Source organism: Pseudomonas sp. 8Z (genome assembly GCF_902506535.1).
GTDB lineage: Bacteria > Pseudomonadota > Gammaproteobacteria > Pseudomonadales > Pseudomonadaceae > Aquipseudomonas.
The window spans coordinates 839,540-862,520 of sequence record NZ_LR733827.1; the positions used below are offsets into that span (position 1 = coordinate 839,540).

The 22,981-nt window shown below is 59.0% G+C and carries 24 protein-coding genes; 11 read left to right on the forward strand and 13 right to left on the reverse strand.

Annotated elements, in window-relative coordinates:
* Positions 1-24: 24 nt before the first annotated feature.
* A complete protein-coding gene (locus AERO9A_RS16640; RefSeq protein ID WP_159973035.1) occupies positions 25-1,233 on the reverse strand; it encodes an ammonium transporter in 1,209 nt (402 codons plus the stop codon).
* A 353-nt stretch (positions 1,234-1,586) separates the two neighbouring features.
* On the opposite strand from AERO9A_RS16640, the gene AERO9A_RS16645 reads away from it, so the two are divergent.
* The 7 genes from AERO9A_RS16645 to AERO9A_RS16675 all read left to right on the forward strand — a co-directional run bounded on the left by AERO9A_RS16645 (position 1,587) and on the right by AERO9A_RS16675 (position 9,384).
* Positions 1,587-1,904, forward strand: a complete 318-nt coding sequence (locus AERO9A_RS16645) for a YqjD family protein (RefSeq protein WP_159973036.1) — start codon at positions 1,587-1,589, stop codon at positions 1,902-1,904.
* A gap of 10 nt (positions 1,905-1,914) precedes the next feature.
* Positions 1,915-2,274, forward strand: coding sequence for a phage holin family protein (locus tag AERO9A_RS16650; RefSeq protein WP_159973037.1), 360 nt, complete (start codon positions 1,915-1,917; stop codon positions 2,272-2,274).
* Positions 2,271-2,600: a hypothetical protein gene (locus AERO9A_RS16655; RefSeq protein ID WP_159973038.1), complete on the forward strand. Its 330-nt coding sequence runs from the start codon at positions 2,271-2,273 to the stop codon at positions 2,598-2,600. Before AERO9A_RS16650 ends, AERO9A_RS16655 begins: the two co-directional genes overlap by 4 nt.
* A gap of 98 nt (positions 2,601-2,698) precedes the next feature.
* The gene (locus AERO9A_RS16660) at positions 2,699-3,862 is read left to right on the forward strand and encodes an EAL domain-containing protein (RefSeq protein ID WP_159973039.1); all 1,164 of its coding nucleotides are present in this window, start codon (positions 2,699-2,701) and stop codon (positions 3,860-3,862) included.
* A 69-nt stretch (positions 3,863-3,931) separates the two neighbouring features.
* On the forward strand, positions 3,932-5,263 hold the full coding sequence (locus AERO9A_RS16665; RefSeq protein ID WP_159973040.1) for a deoxyguanosinetriphosphate triphosphohydrolase: 1,332 nt from the start codon (positions 3,932-3,934) through the stop codon (positions 5,261-5,263).
* A 6-nt stretch (positions 5,264-5,269) separates the two neighbouring features.
* A complete protein-coding gene (locus AERO9A_RS16670) occupies positions 5,270-6,334 on the forward strand; it encodes an FUSC family protein (RefSeq protein ID WP_159973041.1) in 1,065 nt (354 codons plus the stop codon).
* A 98-nt stretch (positions 6,335-6,432) separates the two neighbouring features.
* Positions 6,433-9,384, forward strand: a complete 2,952-nt coding sequence (locus AERO9A_RS16675; RefSeq protein WP_159973042.1) for an HD domain-containing phosphohydrolase — start codon at positions 6,433-6,435, stop codon at positions 9,382-9,384.
* A 43-nt stretch (positions 9,385-9,427) separates the two neighbouring features.
* On the opposite strand, the gene AERO9A_RS16680 is transcribed toward AERO9A_RS16675, so the two are convergent.
* A complete protein-coding gene (locus AERO9A_RS16680) occupies positions 9,428-9,769 on the reverse strand; it encodes a YggL family protein (RefSeq protein ID WP_159973043.1) in 342 nt (113 codons plus the stop codon).
* A gap of 145 nt (positions 9,770-9,914) precedes the next feature.
* Between AERO9A_RS16680 and dacB the strand changes: the two genes are divergently transcribed.
* A complete protein-coding gene (gene dacB / locus AERO9A_RS16685; RefSeq protein ID WP_159973044.1) occupies positions 9,915-11,354 on the forward strand; it encodes a D-alanyl-D-alanine carboxypeptidase/D-alanyl-D-alanine-endopeptidase in 1,440 nt (479 codons plus the stop codon).
* An 84-nt stretch (positions 11,355-11,438) separates the two neighbouring features.
* Here dacB and rlmKL read toward each other — a convergent pair whose 3' ends face one another.
* Positions 11,439-13,622, reverse strand: coding sequence for a bifunctional 23S rRNA (guanine(2069)-N(7))-methyltransferase RlmK/23S rRNA (guanine(2445)-N(2))-methyltransferase RlmL (gene rlmKL / locus AERO9A_RS16690; protein ID WP_159973045.1), 2,184 nt, complete (start codon positions 13,620-13,622; stop codon positions 11,439-11,441).
* Positions 13,623-14,033: 411 nt separating this feature from the next.
* Here rlmKL and rmf point away from each other — a divergent pair, with 411 nt between their 5' ends.
* A complete protein-coding gene (gene rmf / locus AERO9A_RS16695; RefSeq protein ID WP_159973046.1) occupies positions 14,034-14,249 on the forward strand; it encodes a ribosome modulation factor in 216 nt (71 codons plus the stop codon).
* A 116-nt stretch (positions 14,250-14,365) separates the two neighbouring features.
* Here rmf and AERO9A_RS16700 read toward each other — a convergent pair whose 3' ends face one another.
* Both AERO9A_RS16700 and AERO9A_RS16705 read right to left on the reverse strand, forming a co-directional pair.
* Positions 14,366-15,388, reverse strand: coding sequence for a quinone-dependent dihydroorotate dehydrogenase (locus tag AERO9A_RS16700; protein ID WP_159973047.1), 1,023 nt, complete (start codon positions 15,386-15,388; stop codon positions 14,366-14,368).
* 80 nt (positions 15,389-15,468) lie between these two features.
* Positions 15,469-15,690 carry a DUF2835 domain-containing protein gene (locus AERO9A_RS16705; protein WP_159973048.1) on the reverse strand — a complete coding sequence of 74 codons (222 nt, stop codon included), beginning with the start codon at positions 15,688-15,690 and terminating at the stop codon, positions 15,469-15,471.
* Positions 15,691-15,828: 138 nt separating this feature from the next.
* Here AERO9A_RS16705 and AERO9A_RS16710 point away from each other — a divergent pair, with 138 nt between their 5' ends.
* Positions 15,829-16,704 (forward strand): DUF6685 family protein, encoded by an 876-nt coding sequence (locus tag AERO9A_RS16710; protein ID WP_159973049.1) that lies wholly within the window; start codon positions 15,829-15,831, stop codon positions 16,702-16,704.
* Here AERO9A_RS16710 and recX read toward each other — a convergent pair.
* The 7 genes from recX to AERO9A_RS16745 all read right to left on the reverse strand — a co-directional run bounded on the left by recX (position 16,701) and on the right by AERO9A_RS16745 (position 21,402).
* Positions 16,701-17,168: a recombination regulator RecX gene (gene recX, locus AERO9A_RS16715; protein ID WP_159973050.1), complete on the reverse strand. Its 468-nt coding sequence runs from the start codon at positions 17,166-17,168 to the stop codon at positions 16,701-16,703. The two genes, AERO9A_RS16710 and recX, sit on opposite strands and share 4 nt — an antisense overlap.
* A gap of 6 nt (positions 17,169-17,174) precedes the next feature.
* Positions 17,175-18,218: a recombinase RecA gene (recA, locus tag AERO9A_RS16720; RefSeq protein WP_159973051.1), complete on the reverse strand. Its 1,044-nt coding sequence runs from the start codon at positions 18,216-18,218 to the stop codon at positions 17,175-17,177.
* Between the two features lie 140 nt (positions 18,219-18,358).
* Positions 18,359-18,859 (reverse strand): CinA family protein, encoded by a 501-nt coding sequence (locus AERO9A_RS16725; protein WP_159973052.1) that lies wholly within the window; start codon positions 18,857-18,859, stop codon positions 18,359-18,361.
* A 460-nt stretch (positions 18,860-19,319) separates the two neighbouring features.
* A complete protein-coding gene (locus AERO9A_RS16730; RefSeq protein ID WP_159973053.1) occupies positions 19,320-20,123 on the reverse strand; it encodes a DNA adenine methylase in 804 nt (267 codons plus the stop codon).
* A 162-nt stretch (positions 20,124-20,285) separates the two neighbouring features.
* Positions 20,286-20,552, reverse strand: a complete 267-nt coding sequence (locus AERO9A_RS16735; protein ID WP_159973054.1) for a hypothetical protein — start codon at positions 20,550-20,552, stop codon at positions 20,286-20,288.
* On the reverse strand, positions 20,549-20,953 hold the full coding sequence (locus tag AERO9A_RS16740; RefSeq protein ID WP_159973055.1) for a hypothetical protein: 405 nt from the start codon (positions 20,951-20,953) through the stop codon (positions 20,549-20,551). Before AERO9A_RS16740 ends, AERO9A_RS16735 begins: the two co-directional genes overlap by 4 nt.
* Positions 20,950-21,402 (reverse strand): structural protein P5, encoded by a 453-nt coding sequence (locus AERO9A_RS16745; protein WP_159973056.1) that lies wholly within the window; start codon positions 21,400-21,402, stop codon positions 20,950-20,952. The genes AERO9A_RS16740 and AERO9A_RS16745 overlap by 4 nt, the downstream gene beginning before the upstream one ends.
* Before the next feature lie 208 nt (positions 21,403-21,610).
* Between AERO9A_RS16745 and AERO9A_RS16750 the strand changes: the two genes are divergently transcribed.
* A complete protein-coding gene (locus tag AERO9A_RS16750) occupies positions 21,611-22,699 on the forward strand; it encodes an acyltransferase (protein WP_159973057.1) in 1,089 nt (362 codons plus the stop codon).
* Here AERO9A_RS16750 and AERO9A_RS22925 read toward each other — a convergent pair.
* Positions 22,674-22,928 (reverse strand): hypothetical protein, encoded by a 255-nt coding sequence (locus AERO9A_RS22925; protein WP_372239702.1) that lies wholly within the window; start codon positions 22,926-22,928, stop codon positions 22,674-22,676. The genes AERO9A_RS16750 and AERO9A_RS22925 overlap by 26 nt on opposite strands.
* Between the last annotated feature and the right edge of the window lie 53 nt (positions 22,929-22,981).

The window sequence follows — 22,981 nt, forward strand, 5'->3', positions numbered from 1 at the left end:
GCTTTTTCATGCCTGCAACACACCTCAGTCGTGGCTCACCGCACCGATCTTGTGAATCGACAAGTCGGCGCCATTGAACTCCTCTTCCTTGCCCAGGCGAATCCCTACTGTCGCCTTCAGCAAGCCGTAGACAGCAAAGCCACCCAGCAGAGCCACCAGCACTCCGACAGCCGTGCCGATCAATTGGCTGACCAGGCTCACACCACCCAGACCACCAAAACTTTCCTGGGCGAAGATGCCACACGCGATCCCGCCCCAGACGCCGCACAGGCCGTGCAGCGGCCATACGCCGAGTACGTCGTCGATCTTCCATTTCACCTGTGTGGCGGTGAAGGCCCAGACGAACAGAGCACCAGCGATCACCCCCGTGAGCAAGGCCCCCACCGGATGCATCAAATCTGAGCCTGCACAGACCGCAACCAACCCCGCCAACGGGCCGTTATGCAGAAAGCCGGGGTCGTTGCGCCCAACCAGCAAGGCGGCCATGGTACCCCCGACCATGGCCATCAGCGAATTGACCGCCACCAGGCCACTGATGTTTTCCAGATTCTGCGCACTCATGACGTTAAAGCCGAACCAGCCGATAATCAGAATCCATGAGCCCAGCGCCAGAAACGGAATATTCGACGGCGCCATCGCCACCAGACGCCCATCGCGATAACGACCATTGCGCTGCCCGAGCAGCATCACCGCACCGAAGGCCAGCCAGCCACCTACACCGTGTACCACCACCGATCCGGCGAAATCATGAAAACCTACGCCAAAATGCGCCTCCAGCCAGGCCTGGAAGCCATGATTGCCATTCCAGATCAGCCCTTCGAAAAAGGGATAGACGAACGCCACGATCAAAACGGTCGCGCACAACTGCGGAGCAAACTTGGCCCGCTCAGCAATACCACCGGAGATGATCGCCGGGATGGCCGCCGCGAAAGTCAGTAGAAAAAAGAACTTCACCAAGCCATAGCCATGGTTCTCGGTGAGCACCGCAGCCGGCTCAAGAAAGGTGATGCCATAAGCGACCCAGTAACCGACAAAAAAGTAGGCCAGTGCCGAAACTGCGAAGTCCGAGAGGATCTTCGACAATGCATTGACCTGATTCTTTTGCCTGACGGTGCCCACTTCGAGAAAAGCGAAACCGGCGTGCATGGCCAACACCATGATCGCGCCCAGCAGGATGAACAGCGTATTGGAACCGTGCACCAAAGAGGCGACGGCACTGTTGAGGTTTTCCATCTAAGACAAAGGCTCCGAAAATGGAAAAGCACCAAACGAAAGCATCAAGAGACATTCGTGCACCGCGAAGTGGCAAGACATGACTCAGCAGCCGAAAGAAGCGCAACAAAGCGCCGCAAAAATGGCATCGCACTTTTCTTTCAGAAAGGCACTTATTTTTATTTATCAATGAGTTATATGCGATATGGCCATCCTGAGCCAATCTGAAACAGCCCCATGAAAGGGCAATCTCAAGACATTGCGCACCAACTAAATGCAAACGATGTACCAGTGCGGCCTTTGCTAATCTGACTGAACCCTAAAGGCCACTCTGTACTCACACGCATACATTCATCACGCAAAGGATGCTCGATATGCCCCGCAAAACTGCCGCTTCATCCCAACAGGACAGCCTGCTCGAAGAGTTCCAGGCACTGGTCAATGACACCGAGAAACTGCTGCAGCATTCGGCCAGCCTGGCTGGCGAGCAAGCCGATAGCCTGCGCGAAGATATTCGCGGCAGCCTGTCCCGCGCTCGCGACACCCTGCAGCAGGCTGAGAGCAGCCTACGTGAACAGGGCAAGATCGCCGTGGATGCCACCGAAGACTACGTGCACAAGCACCCCTGGCAGGCATTGGGCCTTTCGGCGGCCATCGGTATGCTGGTCGGCCTACTCCTAAGCCGCCGTTGATTGCGCAAATATGAGCGAAAGCCCCTCCCCACGACGGCTCGGCGGCGCCCTACTCGGGTGGCTGCAGAGCCACCTAGAGCTGGTCGGCCACGAGCTGGAAGAACAACGCAGCCAGGCACTGCGCTTATTGTTACTGGGCGGATTGTGCCTGGGCTTCGCCCTGCTGCTGTTGATTGGCTTGTCGGCATTGCTGCTGATCCTCTATTGGGATACTCACCGCCTGAGCGTAGCCATCGGACTCTGCGCATTTTACGGCGTCGGCCTGCTGCTCTGCGCTGGCTGGCTGCTGGCCAGCCTGTTGCGCGCACCGCCGCCCTTCAGCGCGAGCCTAGAAGAACTGCAACGTGATCGGGAGCAACTGCTGCCATGACCCAGCCCACACTGCCCCGGCACACATCGCGTCGCGAGCTGCGCAAAGCCATGCTGCGCATGCGCCTGGAAATGCGTCGCCAGGAAATCCGTCATGAGGCGCTATTGCTGACACAACCACTGCGTCAGGTGAAAGACTTCAGCCTAAACCTGCGCAGCGGCAGCGCACCAATATGGCTCACAACAGGCGTACTCACATTCGTCGGCATCATCGGCGGAAAACGCGGCTGGCGCCGCTGGCTGCGCCTGGCACTGCTACTGGCGCCACTGCTCAGGCGTCGTAATTCCGGCACCCACCCTCCTGAGAACGACGTTACAAAAAGATAAATTACCGCTGCACTATAGCGCGCCTGGCCGCGATCTTGCTTAGTCGATGCGACTGCTATCCAATAGCCATAACACAGCCCATCACTAAGGATGCCCCGTTGATCGAAGGACAGCCCTTCGCCGTCTTCCAGCCCTTTATAGACACCGCCACTGGCCGCATCGCCGGTGTCGAGGCGCTGGCGCGGCTTCGTGATGAGCACGGACAGGAACACTCGGCCGGCCCACTATTCGCCGACCCCAAAACCCCTCCAACCGCTCTGCGCAGACTTGATCGCCAGGTTCGCGAGGACGCCTTGATGCGTTTTCACGAAGCGCCCAAAGACTGGTTTCTCAGCCTCAACATCTCACCGCGCTGGATCAGCCGTTTGCGGCCTGCGCAGCCTCTACCCAGCCTGATTCAACTGCAGCGCAGCGGGATCGACCCCACGCGCATCGTTTTCGAAATCACCGAACTCGGCGGAGCCAGCCAGCGCCTGCCACAAGTAGTGGCCCGCTACCGTGAAGCGGGCGCGCGCATCGCCATCGATGACTTCGGCGCAGGCTACTCGCAGCTCGACCGCGTTCTGGCGCTGCAGCCTGACATTCTCAAACTGGACATGCGCCTGTTTCAAGAAGCCGCTCGCGGCGGCCCAAGTGGAGAAGTGGTCAAGGCACTGGCACAAATGGCCGAGAAAACCGGCTGCTGGATCATCGCCGAAGGTGTGGAAACCGATGCCGAGCTGAATTTCGCCTTGGAATGCGGCGCACGTTATGTGCAGGGTTTTCTGTTCGCTCGCCCAGAGCGCGAACTGTTTGCCAGTGATGCCTTTGTCGGTCGCGTCGCCCGCCTGCGTGAAAACTATGTGCATCACAAGCTAAGCGAGCGGGCACGCCTGGTCAGCCTGCGCCAGCAACTGGCCGAGCTGATGGGCGAACTCAAGAACTGGGCTGAAAGTGGCGCCGCGGCTGATAGCTTGCGTGCGCCGGATAACTACCCCTGGTTACTGCGTATCTACCAATGCGACCGCCACGGCACGCAAATCACCCCCAACCTGGAATGGCACGACCAGCACTGGCAAACCGATGGTCGCTACCTGGGCCACAACTGGTCTTGGCGTCCTTACTTCTATCAACTGTTGGCCGAAGGCTGGGAGGAACGACGACTGACACTCTCCAGCACCTATCGAGACGCCACCAGCAACCAGTATTGCCTGACCGCTGGCCAGTTCATCGACAATGGCCGCCGTCTGCTGCTGGTCGATATCGACGCCGCAGGCCTGTAATCACAGGCTTGCAGCCAATCGCCCAAACACCCAAGCTAGTGGCCTGGATCAACCCGGCGAGGATCGGCCTTGGATTGGCATACCCTGCTCACCCGCGAACGTCTCGGCAAACCCGCCCCTAGCTCAGCCGAGCTGGGGCGCAGTCCGTTTCACAAGGATCACGACCGCATCATCTTCTCCGGCGCCTTCCGCCGCCTGGGACGCAAGACGCAAGTGCACCCGGTTTCAAGCAACGACCACATCCATACCCGCCTGACCCACTCGCTGGAAGTTAGCTGCGTGGGCCGCTCGCTGGCCATGCGCGTCGGCGAGATGCTCCGCAGCGAGCTGCCGGACTGGTGCGAGCCGAGCGATCTAGGCATGGTCGTGCAGTCAGCCTGCCTGGCCCATGACATCGGCAACCCACCGTTCGGCCACTCCGGCGAGGATGCCATCCGTCACTGGTTCCAGCAGGCCGCAGGCAAGGGCTGGCTGGACGCCATGAGTGACGCCGAGCGCGGCGACTTTCTCAACTTCGAGGGCAATGCCCAGGGCTTTCGCGTCCTGACCCAGCTCGAATATCACCAGTTCGACGGCGGCACACGCCTGACCTACGCCACCCTCGGCACGTACCTCAAGTACCCCTGGACGGCTCGCCACGCAGAAGCACTGGGCTACAAGAAGCACAAATTCGGCTGTTACCAGAGCGAGTTGCCGCTACTCGAACAGATTGCCAGCAAGCTGGAGCTGCCACAGCTAGAAAGCCAGCGCTGGGCACGCCACCCGTTGGTCTATCTGATGGAGGCCGCAGACGACATCTGCTATGGGCTAATCGACCTCGAAGATGGCGTGGAGATGGAACTGCTCGACTACAGCGAGGTAGAGGCCCTGCTGCTCGACCTGGTCGGTGATGACCTGCCGGAAACCTATCGCCAACTCGGCCCGCGTGACTCGCGCAGGCGCAAGCTGGCGATCCTGCGTGGCAAGGCCATCGAGCACCTGACCAACGCCGCAGCCGGCGCTTTCGTCGAGCAACAGCAAGACCTGCTGCGTGGCGCCCTGCAAGGCGATCTGGTCGAACACATGCACGGCTCAGCCAAACGCTGCGTACAACGCGCCAAGGCTCTGGCACGCGAAAAAATCTTCCACGACAAGCGCAAGACCCTGCACGAGATCGGCGCCTACACCACCCTGGAGATCCTGCTCAACGCTTTCTGTGGTGCAGCACTGGAGCAGCACAGCGGTTGCCCGCTGTCGTTCAAGCATCAACGCATCCTTGACCTGCTCAGTTACTATGCCCCCGAGCCAGGCTGGCCGCTGTATCGCTCGTTCATGCGAGTAATCGACTTTATCGCGGGCATGACCGATAGCTACGCAACTGAAATGGCCCGGGAAATGACCGGTCGCTCCAGCCCTCTCTAGCCCTCGATGAACAATCTGACTCGCAACCGTCTTAATTGGCATGCCGGGCCACCCGCCTGGGGCCCCGCCCTGATTGCCGGTATCGGCTGCGCTCTGCCGTTGCTACTTGGCCTATTCACCTCGCATACGGGCTTTCTCTGGGCCTCTCTAGGCGCGTTTCAGGCCGCTCAAGCCAATGCACTGCATCGCTTCGGCATGCTGCGCATGCTACTGCTCACGGCTTTCGGGGCCTGCAGCGCTGGCCTGGGGTTCTGGGCTGGCAGCCATCCGCTGCTCGGTCTGGCCCTGTTCGCCGCATTCGGTCTGCTACTGGCCTGGCTGCAACGCTTCGGCAGTGAGGCAGGCAAACTCGGTATTGGCCTGTCGATCTGCCTATGCATCGGCCAGGGCCAATTCGGTATAGGTAATCTGCACAACCCCTACGCTGTAGCCACGCTGTTCAGCCTCGGCGGCTTGTGGGTGATGCTCCTGGCCTTCGGCTTACGAGGCCTGCATGGGCTGCGTACATGGCCACACATGCCACGCGTAATCAGCCTGCTCAAGGTGCTGCGGCGGCATGCTCAGCGCCTGCCTCGTCGCCAATGGCGCCTGCACGCCCTGGCCTGCATGCTAGCTTTCGCCACGGCTGGACTGGTGGTCAGTCTCTCCGGGCTTTCGCGCGGCTATTGGTTGACCCTGGCGGTGATTACCACGCTGCAATTGGAGTTTCACAACAGCCTGGTTCGTGCGGTACAGGCCAGTCTCGCCAGCCTGGCGGCGGCAGGATTGCTGATACTGCTCGGCTACAGCCTGCAAAGCCCAGCGATGATGGTGATGACACTCCTGCCGCTGATCGTCCTCAGTCGCGTCCTGCAGGCCAATCATTATGGTCTGTTCGTTCTACAGAGCACTCTATGCTTCGTGCTGCTGACCGAAAGTTTTTCCGGGGACTGGCATCTACCTGAGGCGCGCCTATTCAACGCGCTGATCGGCACAACGCTGGCGCTCGCGGTGGCCCTGCTGATCCATGGCGTGCAATTGCGCCTGAGCAAAAAAACATCTACTGCACAGATCAATAACACTTCGCAATAAAGAGCCTGCAGATACGCTAATGTTTCACTACTCTTGACCAAGCCCCTCTAATAATCGCTAGCCCGCCCCCAGCAGCACGACCAATGGAGTGAAGTGCGATGCTCAAGACCACCACTTCGCGCGAGCGCCGATTCCCCCTGCACGTGCATATCAGCGTGTTGTTCACACTGCTTCTGCTCTTCACCGGTGTCGTGCTCGGTCTATTCAACTATCAACAGACCAGCCGCCTAATCTTCTCCAGCAGCAACACCCTGTTCCAACGCATCGAACTCGACGTACAGAAAGATCTGGACAGCACCTACCGCCCCATCCGCCACCTGCTCAGCCTGCTGGCACTCAATCCGTCCGCACAAGCCGACAGGCTTGATCAACGCCTTACCCTGCTGCCGTTGTTCGTCCAGGCTCTGCGTGACAATCCCAAACTGGCGTCGATCTATCTGGGCTACGAGGATGGCGATTTTTTCATGGTGCGCCCGCTGCGCGACAACGCCCTCAAGCAGCGTTTCGACGCCCCGGACAAGGCGGCCTTTCAGGTATGGGCCATTGAACGTAGCAGCATTGGCACGGCCAGCAACTACCTCTTCTATGATGGCTCGCTGAACCTGCTGAGCCGTCGGCAGATCCTCACCGAACACTACGATCCCCGCAAACGCGACTGGTTCAAACGCGCCCGCAGCGACGGAGGGCAGATCACCACAGCGCCCTATCTGTTCTTCTCAACACAGGAGATCGGCACCACTCTGGCTCGCCGTGCCGGGCTGACCACCGTACTGGCAGCCGACCTCACCCTCAACGATCTATCCAACACCCTCGCAGCCCATCGCGTGACGCCCCACAGCGAAGTGGTGCTGGCAGACAGCGAGGGTAATGCAGTCGCTTATTCGGACAGCAGCCGTCTACTGACAGAAAAAGACGGCCACCCAAGCCAAGTCAAGGTACGCGACCTCAACCCCGCCCTGGGCGAATTACTCGAACGCAGCCCAGACCGACAAGGCCAGGGCGTCATCGAGCTGGCCCAACAGCGCTGGGTCACGGCCCTTAGCCATATCCGCGAAGGCGGGCCACAGGGCCTGAACCTGGCTCTGCTGGTGCCCGAGCAGGAACTACTGGCAGACGCCTATCGCATCCGCTGGCAAGGTGCCCTGATTACACTGACCACGCTGTTGCTGTGCCTGCCACTGGGATGGCTGACCTCACGCTTGGTGGTCAAGTCACTCAGCGCCCTGGTCGAAAAGGCCGAGGCCATTCGTCGCTTCGACTTCAGCCACCCGAACAGCGGCCGTTCGCCAATTCTCGAAGTCGATCAACTCGCGCTGTCCATGTCTCACATGAAAGACACCCTGTCTCGTTTTCTTGATATTGCCGCGAGCCTATCGGCAGAGACCCGCTTCGACATGCTGCTCAAAAGGGTGATGGACTCGACCGTGGCCATTAGCGAGGCCGAGGGGGGGCTGCTCTATCTGCTCGATAGCGACAGCGCACGCCTGGAGCCTCAAGGCGTACTGATCGACGGCAACAGCCAGTCCGCACAGACGCTCGGCATCCAAGCCCTGCAGCGCGATGATGCCAACCTGCCCGACTGGCTCAGCGGCCCTGCCAACGGTGGCGCCAGCGTCGCCACCTCGATCGGCTTCGACCAGGCAGGCGACTTCAGCGGCCTACTATCGGCGATGGACAGCCCGCGCCTGCACCTGATCGCTGCTGGCCTGCATAACCGCCAGGGCGAAACGGTCGGTGTGCTAGTACTGCTGCAACGCGACAGCGGCGAGAATGGCGAAAGCATGCTCAGCCCAGAGCGCGCGGCATTCGTCGACGCAGTCTCCGGTAGCGCCGCATTGTGTATCGAAAGTCAACGCCTGCTGGCCAGGCAGAAACAACTGCTCGATGCCTTCATTCAACTGATCGCTGGCGCTATCGATGCCAAGAGCCCCTACACTGGCGGCCACTGCCAGCGCGTGCCGGAAATCACCCTGATGCTCGCCGAAGCTGCAGCCAGTAGCGATGCACCGCCTTTTAACGACTATCAACCAACGGAGGAAGACTGGGAAACACTGCACATTGCCGCCTGGCTGCATGACTGCGGTAAAGTCACCACCCCCGAGTACGTGGTCGACAAAGCCACCAAGCTGGAAACCCTATACGACCGCATTCATGAAATACGCATGCGCTTCGAAGTGCTCAAACGTGATGCCTGGATCACCTACTGGCAAGGTCGTGCCGAAGGCGGCGATGAGCAGGTACTGACCGACCAGCGCGAAGCCTTGCTAAAGCAACTGGACGAGGAATTTGCCTTCGTTGCCCGCACCAACCTGGGAGCTGAAAGCATGGCCGAGAGCGACCTCGCACGTCTCACGCAGATCGCCCAGCGCCGCTGGCTGCGCACACTCGACAATCGCCTCGGTGTTTCCTGGGAAGAAGCCAAACGCCTGGAGCGCACCCCAGCGGCCGACCTGCCGGTCGCCGAGCCACTATTGGCTGATCGTCCTGAGCACCTGATCGAACGTAATGCACAAGAGCGCATCGAAGCGGACAACCCCTGGGGTTTGCAACTGGATGAACCGGCCTACAAGTTCAATCGCGGCGAGCTGCACAACCTCGGTGTCAGACGGGGCACGTTGACGGCTGAAGAACGCTACATCATCAACCACCACATCGTGCAGACCATTCTCATGCTTAGCCGTCTGCCATTCCCACAACACCTGCAGAACGTAGCCGAAATCGCCGGTGGCCACCATGAAAAAATGGATGGCAGCGGCTATCCCAAGCGCCTGAAACGCGAGCAGATGAGCCTACCTGCGAGAATGATGGCCATTGCCGATATATTCGAAGCCCTGACCGCAGCGGATCGCCCTTACAAGAAAGGCAAGACGCTATCGGAGGCGTTGAACATCATGGCCGGCATGTGTCGAGATGCACATATCGACCCGGATCTGTTCGCCCTGTTCATCAGCTCAGGCGTCGCGGCACGCTATGCCGAACGCTTCATGGACAAACAGCAGATCGATACACTGAACGAACAGGCCATCCTGGCAAAGGCAGGGCTGGCCTGAACGTCAACTAGATGAGCGCCGGGAGTCCGGCACTCCAGCAAACTTACGCCTGGTTGATCGGGTTTCCCGGGTACCAGACATCGAGCAGCGGGCTGATCTCATAGCCTTCCAGCTCATCACGGCCTTTGAGCCAGGCCTCGACGGCAGAACGCTGTTCTTCGCTGACCGAACCACGTTTGGCCAGGCACACCAGGCCGTAGTCTTCGCCACCGACATAGTCCAGACCATTGCCGGCGATGGCATCGTCCAGGAACTGATCGATGAAGCTGTCGATCACCTGATCGCTCAGATCAGCCTTGAAGTTCAGGGTCAGCTCGAAGCCCAATTCCTGGAATTCATCGACACAGAGCTTCTTGCGCAGACGGCGGGAACGATTGGTCGCCATGTAACTTTCCTCATAGGTGATAACGCGCGGCACTCTAGCAGTTTCCACGCCCGATAGCCCGTCTTGATCGCGTGCAAAAACACAGCCGTGCGGCATAATGGGCGCGCCCATCTATCGTTGCTCCGCGTTGCGGAAGGTTTTCTCGATGATTCAACGGTTTCGCCAACTGGCGCTCGGCGCCCTCCTGCTACCCCTCGCTCTAACCGCTCACGCCGCCAACTCGATCAACCTACCGGCCAATGTCGAAAAAGCCTTACGGGCGAACAAGATTTCCACCCAGTCACTGTCCGTGGTGACGCTGCCTCTAAGTGGCCAACCTGGCGGCTTGCAGTTCAACGCGGATGTGTCGGTCAACCCAGCATCGACCATGAAGCTGGTCACCACCTTCGCCGCTCTTGAACTGCTAGGGCCGACCCACCACTGGGAAACCGAGTTCTATACCGACGGCCCGCTGCAAAACGGCGTATTGCAGGGCAATCTCTACCTCAAGGGCGGCGGCGATCCCAAACTGAACATGGAGAAGCTCTGGCTGCTACTGCGTGATCTGCGGCTCAATGGCGTGCAACAAGTGCAGGGCGATCTGGTGCTCGATCGCAGCTTCTTCGTCACCCCACAGCTACCCGCGTTCAATGACGACGGCGGCGATGAGAACAAGCCCTTTCTGGTCAAACCCGACTCGCTACTGGTCAACCTCAAGGCTCAGCGCTTCGTTGCTCGCGCCGCCGAGGGCAAGGTAAAGATCGCCATGGATCCGCCCATTGCCTCAATTCGCATCGATAACCAAGTCAAGCTACTCAAGGCCGCGGCCTGCCCGTCCTGGCCAGACGTACGCTACAACCCGGTGCAACAAAACGATGGCCTCACTCTGATCGTCAGCGGTCAACTGCCTGAGGGCTGCACGGCACAAACCTACCTATCACTGCTTGATCATCCGAGCTATGCAGCCGGTGCAGTACGCGGCATCTGGCAGGAATTGGGAGGCACGATTCTCGGCGCCGATCGCCAGGGCCAGGTGCCGGAGAAAGCACGCCTGCTGGTACGTGCACAATCGCCAGATCTGGTAGAAGTGATCCGCGACATCAACAAATACAGCAACAACACCATGGCCAAGCAACTATTCCTCAGCATTGGCGCACAGTTTCGTACCAGTGCCGACAAGGATGACGGCCTGGCTGCCCAGCGTGTGATCCGCAATTGGCTGGCTCGCAAAGGCATCACGGCCTCACGCCTGGTCATGGAAAACGGCTCCGGCCTGTCACGAGACGAGCGCATCAGCGCACGGGAAATGGCAGCGATACTGCAGGCCGCATGGCGCAGCCCTTACAGCGCAGAATTTCGCAGTTCCCTACCTCTGGTAGCAATGGACGGCACCATGCGTAAACGCCTGCGCCGCACGCCCTTGGCAGGTGAGGCACACATCAAAACCGGGACACTGAATAACGTACGCGCCATCGCCGGCTATAGCCGCGACAGCAACGGCCAGGACTGGGCCGTGGTGGCCATACTCAACGATCCAAAACCCTGGGGCGCCAGCTCCATTCTGGATCAAGTGCTGCTGGATCTGTACAAACAGCCGAAGCGCTGAGCCTCCGAGGTAAGCGCAGGGCGGGTGGATGATGTTTTTTACATTCACCCGCCCTGTACTCAATCGAGTAAGACACACGCCTACCTAGCGCGCAGTGAAACGCCAGGCTCGGTGAATCTTGGCGTTGCGCGCGAAATCCGCATCCAGCGTTTGCGCGCTGATTTCCTCGACCTGATAACGCGCCGCCAGCCCTTCATCGAGCTGGAACTTACGGAAGTTGTTGGAGAAATACAGCACACCGCCACGCGCCAGACGCGCCATGGCCAGGTCGATCAGCTCGATATGATCTCGCTGCACGTCGAACACACCTTCCATGCGCTTGGAGTTGGAGAAGGTTGGCGGATCGATGAAGACCAGGTCGTATTCCTGGCGGTCGGCCTGCAACCATTCCATGACGTTGGCCTGCTCCAGGCGGTGTTTGTCGGAAAAGCCGTTGAGCGAGAGATTACGCCGTGCCCAGTCCAGATAAGTCTTCGACAGATCCACACTAGTGGTGCTGCGCGCACCGCCCTTGGCGGCATGCACGGTGGCCGTCGCGGTGTAGCAGAACAGGTTGAGGAAGCGCTTGCCTGCGGCTTCTCTCTGCAGACGCAGGCGCAGCGGACGATGATCGAGGAACAGGCCGGTATCGAGGTAGTCGGTCAGGTTGACCAGCAGTTTCACCCCGCCTTCGGCCACCTCCATGAACTGGCCCTGAGCCGCCTGGCGCTGATACTGCTTGGTACCAGCCTGACGCTCACGACGCTTGATCACTACACGGTTCTGAGCAACGCCCAGCGCCTGCGGAATCGCCGCCAGGGCATCGAGCAGACGCGCCTGTGCCTTCTCCGGATCGATCGAACGCGGCGCGGCGTACTCCTGCACGTGCACCCAATCGCGGTACAGATCCACCGCCAAGGCATATTCGGGCATATCGGCATCGTACAGGCGATAGCATTCCACACCCTCGCGACGCGCCCACTTGCCCAATTGCTTGAGGTTCTTCTGCAGGCGATTGGCAAACATTTGCCCGCCCTCGGACAGGCGCGCCGACGTCGCCGCTTCGGCGGCTGCGGGCACATCTTCCTCGTTGCGCACCTTGCGCTCACCGGTGACGAACTGTTCGGTCTGTACCTTGATCAGCAACAGCTTGCAGGGCAGCGCTCCGTTCCAGAAGGCATATTGCTTGTGGCTGCGCAGCCCCATGCGCTTGCCCAGCTCCGGCGCCCCAGTAAACACCGCAGCCTCCCAGCCCAGACAGGCCTGACGCAGGCGCTCGCCGAGATTTTGGTAGAGATACAGCAGACTGGCCTCGTCGCCTAGACGCTCGCCGTAAGGTGGGTTGCTGATCACCAGACCTTTCTGGTTCTGATCAGGACGCGGCTCGAAGGTACCGAGTTCACCCTGATAGATCTTCACCCAGTCGGCCAATCCGGCGCGCTCGACGTTATTGCGCCCCGGCTGGATCAGCCGTGGATCGGCCTCGTAGCCCCGAATCCACAGCGGCGGTTTGGCTAAACCTGCGGCAGCACGCTGCTCGGCCTCGGCATGCAGTTTTTTCCAAAGAGCCGGCACATGGCCGAGCCAGTTGGAAAAACCCCAGCGCTCGCGCTTGAGATTGGGGGCGATATCGGCCGCCATCAGCGCCGCCTCGACGAGGAAGGTACCCACACCGCACATGGGGTCGGCCAAGGCGCCGCCCTCGGCGGCGATACGCGGCCAACCGGCACGGATCAGCACGGCCGCGGCGAGGTTCTCCTTGAGAGGCGCGGCGCCCTGCTGCAGACGATAACCACGCTGATGCAGGCTATGGCCGGACAGATCGAGCGACAACACGGCTTCGCCCCGGTCGAGGCGCAGGTGCACACGCAGGTCAGGATTGAGCTTATCGATGCTTGGTCGCTCACCGGTACGAGTACGCAAACGATCAACAATGGCGTCCTTGACCTTCAGTGCGCCGAAGTGCGTGTTGTCGATACCGGAACCATGGCCACTGAACTCGACAGCCAAACTACCGAACGGCTCAAGGTGGTCACGCCAATCCACGGCCTGGACACCATCATATAACTGCTCGGCGCTACCCATGCTGAAGCGCGACAACACCAGCAACACGCGATTGGCCAGACGCGACCAGAGACACAAGCGATAAGCCACCTCCAAATCGCCCTGCCCTCTTACCGCTGCAGTCTGTTCGCGAGCTTCTTCAAGCCCGAGACTGCGAGCCTCCTCCAATAGCAGACCTTCGATCCCCTTGGGGCAGGTAAGCACGATTTCGTAACGCTCGGACATGAACCATCCAATGCCAGTGGCAGATAAAAAGGTGCGGCGCACCTCGACTTACAGTAAGTGACAAAGCGCCGCAGCGCGACCCTTCGTCGGAATAATCAGCAATCTCATTTGCGCCATCACCGTGACAGCGCCGTGGCTACATCCCAGGCCCCACGCTACCTAGCTGAAGGCAACTGGACGCATGACCAGTCTACTTATGGCCTGACCCTCAATTAGGTTACGCCCTTATGACAAATCGATCATTCACAGGCCGTGAGGCATTCGTTAGAACTCTACCCATGGCTTCACCGCAACGGTGAACGCACAGGAGACTCGCCACGCCGGCAGCGACCTCCGCAGGCAGACATTCAACTGCCAGGCCTCGCCACGAGGCCAACGGGACATAACAGTCAACAGTGAGGGCAACACCCTATGAGAAGACTTAAGCGTGATCCGTTAGAACGAGCTTTTCTGCGCGGTTATCAATACGGCATCAATGGTAAATCCCGCGAACTTTGCCCATTCACCCTGCCATCGGTACGCCAAGCCTGGATTAACGGCTGGCGTGAGGGCCGTGGCGACAACTGGGACGGGCTCACCGGCACAGCCGGTATTCATCGACTCAACGAACTTCACGCCGTCGGCTGATTCAGGAGCCTGGCTTCGCTACTTAGCTAGCCAGGCTCCGAGACTCTTCAGACTTCACCATGCCGACCCCATCCGGGCGGCGGGCGCAAGCCCAGGGGCTCCAATGGAGCCCCTTTTCATTTACGCAAAGCGGCAATCGCATCCACCGCTTCGCGGATTAGCGCTGGGCCCTTGTAGATGAAACCCGAATAAATCTGCACCAAACTCGCTCCAGCAGCGATCTTCTCTGCGGCGTGCTTGCCTTCGGTAATGCCGCCAACGGCGATAATCGGCAGACGACCACCTAACTCCCCTGCCAGCACCTTGACCACGTGGGTACTCTTGTCACGTACCGGCGCCCCAGAAAGCCCCCCCGCCTCATCGCTATGCGCCAGACCTTCGACGCCCTCGCGGCTCAAGGTCGTATTGGTGGCGATCACCGCATCCATGCCAGCTTCAACCAATGCAGCCGCCACCAGTGCAGTCTCTTCATCACTCATGTCAGGGGCAATCTTGATAGCCAGTGGCACACGTTTGCCGTGCAACTGAGCCAAATCTTCCTGCCGCAAACGTAGAGCCTCGAGCAGGGCCTTGAGCTGATCACCGAACTGCAGGCTGCGCAGCCCAGGCGTGTTGGGCGAGCTGACGTTCACCGTCACGTAGCTGGCATGTGCGTAAACCTTGTCCAGACAAGCCAAGTAATCGTCTACCGCGCGCTCAACGGGCGTATCGAAATTCTTGCCGATATTGATGCCCAGAACGCCTTTGAACTTCGCCGCCCGCACCCGCTGCAGCAAATGATCGACACCCAGGTTGTTAAAACCCATGCGGTTAATCACGGCATCGGCTTCCGGCAGACGAAATAGGCGCGGCTTGGGATTGCCCGGCTGCGGGCGCGGCGTGACGGTACCAATCTCAACAAAGCCGAAGCCAAGCTGGGCGAAGCCATCGATGGCATCACCATTCTTATCCAGACCAGCCGCCAGACCAACCGGGTTAGCGAACTGCAAGCCCATCACCTGAGTCGGCAGCCTCGTCGGCGACTTGGTCAGGAGCGCGTTTAGCCCCAAGCGACCGCCCGCGCCGATCAAATCGATCGACAATTCGTGGGAGGTTTCAGGGGACAGCTTAAATAGTAGCTCGCGGGCCAGGGAGTACATGAACAGGCTCAGCTCGGCAAAAGATGGAAGGCGGCGATTATAGCCGCCGATACACCAACGGCGCGAGGCGCATGCTCACATCAGGACAATCTGCGCAAACTCAGCAGCTCACCTTCAGAACTGAACTCCAACTCGAAGGAGCCATGGATACCGGAATGAGTCAGAAAGGGCCGGAAATGATGTGCGGGTAAACTAACCCGGCGGCCATCGCGGCTTTGCGCCATAATCCGGTTGGCATGGCCGCGATAGATGGCCTGCACCCGCTCTGTCGATAACGCGATATCCAGCACCAGGCTGGGCATGGAGGCACCCTCGCAAATGACTGCTTCTATTGTGCCACAGTCCATGCCCCGCGTTTTTTGCCGAAACAGCTACATACAGACAAGAGCTAGCGCTGCCTGCAACACTGTAGCCAACCAATCTGGAGCAGTAAGCTGGTCATGAATCTGCCCGAGTCTCAGACTTTTAGCGCCAGGCTGACCTCGCTAGCCCAACGCCTGGGATTGATCGGACGCACAGCGCGTCAGATATTCCTGCGCGCAAGCACCCTGCATCTTCCGTTCAAGCCACTGCCAATACCTGGCAATAGTATTGCCTGGCAAGATGGCCCACCACTTTATCGCCTAGTCGATCTACCCCGCGATGCACTCTCCGGCCCCGTGCAGGAGGATAAAGCTCAAGCGCATGCCGCACTGGCTGGCGTGGTATCCATCGAGCAACAGATGTTACCGGCCTTCGACCTACGCTTGATCGACGGTTTCGCCAGCCCCCTTATCAGCGGTACGACCTATCGAACCTTCGAGGATTACACCACGAGCGAACACTGCAAACAGGTTCGCATCATCAGCTACAAGGACTTCATCCGCACATTCAGCCTGGCCTTACCTCGTTACCTGGCAGGCGAGCGTATCGAATTGCGCCAGGCTAGTTGGCTCGCCTCACGCACCTTCTGGGCAGGAGATCAGCAAGGTGCGAGCTTCGCTGGGGCTGTCGTCTATGCACGTCGCCGCGGGCTAGAAGTGGTACTACCGGCAAACCTGACGCATTACCACCTCAACACCCAGGCGCTGAAAAGCCTGGGGCAGCGTTATCACGTACTGGCAATGCCCTGCGAGGCCTGGAACGACGCAGCATTCATGGCCTTACTCCTGGATAGTGGGATGCCTTACGCACGCCTGTCGCTCTGGAAAAGCGCTGGGACGCCCGAACTACTATTGCTGCCTAAAGATCATTCGCAAGCCACCGCGCTGGGCGAAGGTCTGCGACAGGCAGGCGCGCCGGACATGCTGGCCTACATGAACGATCTGAACAGTTAATCCCACTCGCCACGTCCGCTCAACAAGCGAGCGATCATATCCATGGCGTAACCACGATAAGCCAAGAAACGCCCCTGCTGAGCGCGTTCGCGAGCATCGCTCGGCAAGTGCCCAGCAAACTTGCGCTGCCAGGTATCGCGCAACTGAGCAAACCAGTCGATACCGCAATCGCGCAGCGCTTGCTCAACCTGCGCACGCGCGAGGCCTCGCTGAACCAGTTCTTCACGGATACGCAGTGGACCATGGCCAGAACGCGCTCGTGCGGAGACGAAACTTTCCAAATAGCGCGCTTCAGAGAGCAGCCCCTCTTCGGTAAGACGATCAAGTACCGACTCGATCAATTCATCCGAGGCACCGCGTCGCCGTAACTTACCGGCCAGCTCAACACGACCATGCTCTCGCCGGGCCAGCAAGTCCATGGCCGCCCGGCGCACAGCGGCCGGGCTGTCCAACACAACAGGCATGATCGATTAGAAATCGACTTCGGCGTCTTCAGTCTCGGGCGCAGCGGCTTTTGTCGGCGAGCTGCTGACCAGCAGCTTGTCACGAATCAGGCCTTCGATCTCTCGCGCAACGGCCGGGTTGTCCTCGAGGTACTTGGCGGCATTGGCCTTACCCTGGCCAATCTTATTACCCTGGTAGCTGTACCAAGCACCGGATTTCTCCACCAGGCCCTGCTGCACACCGAGATCGATGATCTCACCATTACGGTAGATGCCCTTGCCATAGAGAATCTGGAATTCAGCTTGACGGAACGGCGGTGCAACCTTGTTCTTGACGATTTTCACCCGGGTTTCGCTGCCGACTACCTCATCACCTTCCTTGACTGCGCCTGTGCGACGAATATCAAGGCGAACCGAGGAGTAGAACTTCAAGGCGTTACCACCGGTGGTGGTTTCCGGGCTGCCAAACATCACACCGATTTTCATACGGATCTGGTTGATGAAGATGACCAAGCAATTAGCAGTCTTGATATTGCCGGTAATTTTACGCAACGCCTGGGACATCAGACGCGCCTGAAGGCCCACATGCTGATCACCCATTTCGCCCTCGATCTCAGCCTTGGGCACCAGAGCTGCCACGGAGTCGACGATGATCACATCAACGGCATTGGAGCGTACCAACATGTCGGTAATCTCCAGCGCCTGCTCGCCGGTATCCGGCTGAGAAACCAGCAGATCGTCGACATTCACACCGAGCTTGCCAGCATAATCTGGATCTAGAGCATGCTCGGCATCGACGAAGGCACATGTCGCACCCAGCTTCTGGGCTTCGGCAATAACCGAGAGCGTCAAGGTGGTTTTACCCGACGATTCCGGACCGTAGATTTCTACGATACGACCTTTTGGCAAGCCACCAATGCCAAGCGCGATGTCCAGCCCAAGCGAGCCAGTGGAAATAGCAGGAATAGCCTGGCGGTCGTGATCGCCCATACGCATCACTGCACCCTTGCCGAATTGCTTTTCAATCTGACCCAGGGCTGCGGCCAAGGCGCGCTTCTTGTTCTCGTCCATATCATCCTCACGTGTTCAAGAGGGCCTTAGAGCCCGAATCCAAGTTGCAGGAATCCTCCCGCGCTTGGATGCACAAGCTCTTGTCAGCCACGAATAACTGTATAAGTAGACAGTATTATTCCACAGGGCAAGCCGTACGCCTACCCCGCCCCGGGATTTTCCTCGTTAAGCATCCGCAAAAGCCCATGCAGCGCGGCCTCGACCGTCTGTCGGCGCACACTGTCACGATTTCCAGCGAAGTGATGTTGCACTGCATACAAATGATTGCCGTCCCCCCAGGCCATCCAGACCGTGCCAACGGGCTTCTCGATCGAGCCACCATCAGGCCCAGCGATACCACTAACCGCAACGGCATAGCGAGCGCCGCTTTGAGCCTGAGCCCCTGACACCATAGCTTCGACCACTTCTCGACTAACCGCCCCGACACTGCCAAACAGCGTCTCAGGCACTTGCAACTGACGCACCTTCTGGCGATTGGAATAGGTCACGTAGCCCGCCTCGAACCAAGCCGAGCTGCCCGGAATACGAGTAATGGCCTCTGCAATTCCGCCTCCTGTACAGGACTCAGCGGTAGTGACCTGCGCACCAGAATGCAGCAACGCACGCCCCAAGGATCCGGCCAATTCTGTGATTTTATCCACGCCTCTCTCACTCCAACGAAAATAGCCTATTGACCAAGCCTGGCACCAAGCGCTTATCCGGGAAACACTTGCGATATAACGCAGCAAGCGCTCACGCCCTCACCTGTAGAGAGGTACCTCACGGGGCTGCAAGCTACAGGCAACGAGCAGACCACGACAAACTAATTGCGTCGGATTCGCACCCCACGCCGATGGCGAAGTGTGGGAAAATTCTTGGCTTCGTCACACCCACCGCACGTAAGGCCAGGCATGACCGATCTCTCCGCACACACCCCGATGATGCAACACCAGCGGGAAAAACAGGCATAAGCTATTGATTATAAAAGGCTTTATAGAAAATTCGTCTAAGAACTAACGCTTACGAATGACGCCGGAACGCCACGAGCTACGCGGCGAAATCCGAGAGTTATAGACACAAAAAAGGCCTCACGGAGCGATCCGCGAGGCCTTTTCTTTACCGTCAAATTGAGTCGAACAACCCGCCCAGTTCGGCCGGTATCCAGTTCATGATCACCAGCTCGCCGGTGACGTCAGCCGTGCCTTGCCTCTGGTTGGTGTTGCTGTAGCGGATATCGATGCGCTCCATGTGGAAGCCTTCGAATGCAACGCGGATATCCGGGTGGTCGTTGATGCTGACCATCACCTTGCCTTTGCAGCGGCGCATGAAATCGGCCATCGCCAGGTACTGGTCAAAAGGGAAGTCCACCCCATAGCCCTCGGTCTGCCAGTACGGCGGGTCCATGTAGAGGAAGGTGTGCGCCCGGTCATAGCGCTCGGCGCACTCCAGCCAGGACAGGTTCTCGACATACACCCCGGCCAGGCGCTGCCATGCTGCCGAGAGGTTCTCCTCGATGCGCATGATGTTGGGCGCTGGCCCGGTGGTGGCCGTACCGAAGTTCTGCCCCGACACTTTGGCGCCGAAGGCATGATGCTGCAGGTAGAAGAAGCGCGCGGCGCGCTGGATATCTGTGAGGGTCTCCGGCCGGGTGATCTTCTGCCACTCGAATAGCTGCCGGCTGGACAGCGCCCACTTGAACTGGCGCACGAACTCCTCGACGTGGTTCTGCACCACGCGATAGAGCGACACCAGGTCGCCGTTGATATCGTTCAGCACCTCGACGGGCGCCGGCTGCGGACGCAGGAAGAAGAGCGCGGCGCCCCCAGCGAAGACCTCGACGTAGCACTCATGGGGCGGGAACAGGGGAATGAGGCGGTCGGCCAGGCGGCGCTTGCCGCCCATCCAAGGAATGATGGGTTGGGTCATTTGCAAACCTTTTACTGTATGGATTAACAGTGCTAGGCTCTCGCCGCTTCGTGCACGAGGCGAGGGCCTAGGCTGGGCTTGCAGGGATGGTCTGCGGTCTGGCGGCCGTCACGGGTGTTGGCGCACCCAGGGCGGTCGCCCTCTTTTGATTCGGTGGAATACCTACTGGCAGGCAGCCACGGCGCCTTCGAGCCTGGCTTCGTACCCTTTTCGCTGCAGCCGCTCTGCTCGCAGCGCACGCATCTGTTCGGCAATTGAGGCACCGATGGGTAGCGAGTCGACAGCGAACGCGGGCCGCGGCACGCGCTCAATGCGGCAAGGGATCTGCACGGGCACCTCGACTCGAACCACCAGAGGCTCTGGCTGCTCAGCAACCTGGCCAGCGCAGCCCGCCAGGGCCAGGCATAGAACGGCGATCAGTCGCTTCATTGACCACGCTCCCGTCTCAGTTCATCGTCGAAGGCCTGGCTTGCGGCGGCACAGGCATCAACGCCGGCCGGCGTGCGCTCCTGCAATACCAGCTGCGCCTGCTGATCTGCCTGCTGCGCCCTGCCCTCGGCCTGCTGCTGCACATCCCGGACACGGGCGGCGCGCTCCTGCTCGGCGGCGCGCAGTTCCGCCAGGGCGCCGTTCTGCTCAATGACCTGGCCGAGCAACGTCGTGCGCGTAGTGCGGCAGGCGCCGAGCTTGCCGGCGTCATCGAGCCGGGCTTGGCGCTCGGTCTCCAGCTCGGTCTGCAGGAGGCTGACACGGATCTGCTGCCCCGCCACCAGCAACAGACCGAGTAGCAGCGCCCAAGCCCAGGCCGGAATCAGTTTCAGCCAGGTCATGCCAGCGCTCTCCGCACGCCTTCATCGATCACTTCCGCTTTGTAGGGCTGACCGCCGTTCTCGTGCTTGATGATCTCGACAACCAGCGCACGCAGCACCGGGCGCTGGCGGACGTCGATGACGGTATCGGATTTGACGCCGAGCGCCCTGGCGACGGCGGAAATGTAGGCCTCGGTATCGTTTTCGTTACCTGGCGCCCAGCGGTTAATGGTTTCGCGCACAGTGTCGATACCTGGCCCGCCTACGCCCGGCATACCGTCTTTGCCGCGGTAGTTGAGCAGCAACTTGCCCAGTGCGCGGATGCCATTCTCCGGCGTGTCGAAGCGGGCAAAGCGCGGGCGCGGCACACCCAGCTCCAGGCCGAGCTGCCCTTGCCAGTTGTTGCGCGGGTTGAAGTCGATGTTGCCGGGGTTGTTGTTGCGAACGCCGCGAGGGGTGGAGGGCGACATAGGTTTCTCCAGGCGAAAAAAAAGCCCGCATGTGCGCGAGCGTTGGCATGACGTGGAGTAGCTGAACCAAGGATTCATACTCCCTGCGGATCTGAATCAGCTAAGCAGCTACTGGCCTTGATCCGAGGATTCCACTAAAGTCCCGTCTTTTGATGGAGCGCTGCCAGACAGGCAGGTACAGCGGCGCGATTCACTAGAGTGGGCGCAAATGGATAAAAAACTTGAATCGATACAGATTCTTCGAGCAATTGCTGCTCTTACCGTGGTTATTTTCCACTCTCACTTCGCGGTCGCGAGCTTTCCCGCCGAGTACAAGTTCAATGTTCCATTTATAGGAAAGTATGGATACCTAGGCGTTGACCTGTTCTTTGTCATAAGCGGATTCATCATCGCGCATATCACCAGCGGCAAGCAATTTAGCCTTTCCGACTTTGCAGCCAGACGATTCTTCCGAATCTACCCAATATACTGGGTCTTCTGTTTATTATCTTTTTACCTCTACTCGAGTTCCGGCCTGCATTTCGGCCCCAAGGAACTGACTCTAGAAAACCTCCTAGCGTCACTTGCGATTCTCCCAATCAATGGATCACCAGCATACGGCGTTGGCTGGAGCTTGGAGCACGAAATTATTTTCTATGTCACGAGCGCGCTAGTTCTGTGCTTTGGAAGCGTTCGACACCTAGCAATAGTTGTTGGCTTATTAGGAATAGCGGGATTAGTAAAGGAGGCACTTTTTGCAACTGGAACGGTGATTAAGTTCTGGGACTTTCACTTGGTATCACCATTCAACCTGTGTTTCCTAGGCGGAATACTCGCCCACAGCATGCGCGAACGCCTTTCATTTATAAATCCAGCCTTTGCACTCTCAGCATCAGCCCTTGTAATTTGGGCTTCTATCACACTAATGAAGAGCGCGACGCCTGAAATACGCATTATTGCTCGCTATCTGGGCGTCGCGATCGGCTTCACGCTGACTGTGATAGGGGCACTGAACATTGAAACAGCGGCGCAGAAGGTTAGCTCCCTCTTCAAACGCGCTTTGGTAGAAATAGGAAATGCCTCCTACTCGCTCTATCTGGTTCACTGGGTAATCCTGATTAACATGGGCCGGATAAAGTACAAGCTCATGTTCGGTGTGCCAGATTGGGCTGCGGAGCTGTGGCGCTACTCTTGGATTATGGTGTGCATAGTCATCGCCATCGCGATGTATCACCTGTTGGAAAAGCCCCTAATCAGGCTGGGCTCCACGATGATCAGGACAGCACGCCTGGCTAAGTCTGAGGCAGTGGGAATCTGAGTTTGATTTCTTCAACCTTAGCAAGCCAGGCCGTGTAGTCTGGCACGCCACCTGAAACCAAGGCGTCATGCTCAGCCTCTAGTTTCAGAGGATCGGACTCAATTCGATATGCCTCAAGTCGCATCCAGCGAACCTGATCACAATTCAAAACAGGCTTAGAGGGTGCAACCTCTGTGGGCACACCGTTGCTATCAGGAATGATGACATTCCCGCGCCCTGACGCCCCCATAAGCTCCACCCAACGCTCGTGGCTGACCTCAGCAAATCCAGGCCTACTGTAGT

Bases quoted from the DNA above. Each gene is read 5' to 3' on its own strand.
- AERO9A_RS16640 (WP_159973035.1), bottom strand. From the start codon at position 1,233: ATGGAAAACCTCAACAGTGCCGTCGCCTCTTTGGTGCACGGTTCCAAT.
- AERO9A_RS16645 (WP_159973036.1), top strand. From the start codon at position 1,587: ATGCCCCGCAAAACTGCCGCTTCATCCCAACAGGACAGCCTGCTCGAA.
- AERO9A_RS16650 (WP_159973037.1), top strand. From the start codon at position 1,915: ATGAGCGAAAGCCCCTCCCCACGACGGCTCGGCGGCGCCCTACTCGGG.
- AERO9A_RS16655 (WP_159973038.1), top strand. From the start codon at position 2,271: ATGACCCAGCCCACACTGCCCCGGCACACATCGCGTCGCGAGCTGCGC.
- AERO9A_RS16670 (WP_159973041.1), top strand. From the start codon at position 5,270: ATGAACAATCTGACTCGCAACCGTCTTAATTGGCATGCCGGGCCACCC.
- AERO9A_RS16675 (WP_159973042.1), top strand. From the start codon at position 6,433: ATGCTCAAGACCACCACTTCGCGCGAGCGCCGATTCCCCCTGCACGTG.
- AERO9A_RS16680 (WP_159973043.1), bottom strand. From the start codon at position 9,769: ATGGCGACCAATCGTTCCCGCCGTCTGCGCAAGAAGCTCTGTGTCGAT.
- dacB (WP_159973044.1), top strand. From the start codon at position 9,915: ATGATTCAACGGTTTCGCCAACTGGCGCTCGGCGCCCTCCTGCTACCC.
- rlmKL (WP_159973045.1), bottom strand. From the start codon at position 13,622: ATGTCCGAGCGTTACGAAATCGTGCTTACCTGCCCCAAGGGGATCGAA.
- rmf (WP_159973046.1), top strand. From the start codon at position 14,034: ATGAGAAGACTTAAGCGTGATCCGTTAGAACGAGCTTTTCTGCGCGGT.
- AERO9A_RS16700 (WP_159973047.1), bottom strand. From the start codon at position 15,388: ATGTACTCCCTGGCCCGCGAGCTACTATTTAAGCTGTCCCCTGAAACC.
- AERO9A_RS16705 (WP_159973048.1), bottom strand. From the start codon at position 15,690: ATGCCCAGCCTGGTGCTGGATATCGCGTTATCGACAGAGCGGGTGCAG.
- AERO9A_RS16710 (WP_159973049.1), top strand. From the start codon at position 15,829: ATGAATCTGCCCGAGTCTCAGACTTTTAGCGCCAGGCTGACCTCGCTA.
- recX (WP_159973050.1), bottom strand. From the start codon at position 17,168: ATGCCTGTTGTGTTGGACAGCCCGGCCGCTGTGCGCCGGGCGGCCATG.
- recA (WP_159973051.1), bottom strand. From the start codon at position 18,218: ATGGACGAGAACAAGAAGCGCGCCTTGGCCGCAGCCCTGGGTCAGATT.
- AERO9A_RS16730 (WP_159973053.1), bottom strand. From the start codon at position 20,123: ATGACCCAACCCATCATTCCTTGGATGGGCGGCAAGCGCCGCCTGGCC.
- AERO9A_RS16735 (WP_159973054.1), bottom strand. From the start codon at position 20,552: ATGAAGCGACTGATCGCCGTTCTATGCCTGGCCCTGGCGGGCTGCGCT.
- AERO9A_RS16740 (WP_159973055.1), bottom strand. From the start codon at position 20,953: ATGACCTGGCTGAAACTGATTCCGGCCTGGGCTTGGGCGCTGCTACTC.
- AERO9A_RS16745 (WP_159973056.1), bottom strand. From the start codon at position 21,402: ATGTCGCCCTCCACCCCTCGCGGCGTTCGCAACAACAACCCCGGCAAC.
- AERO9A_RS16750 (WP_159973057.1), top strand. From the start codon at position 21,611: ATGGATAAAAAACTTGAATCGATACAGATTCTTCGAGCAATTGCTGCT.
- AERO9A_RS22925 (WP_372239702.1), bottom strand. From the start codon at position 22,928: ATGGGGGCGTCAGGGCGCGGGAATGTCATCATTCCTGATAGCAACGGT.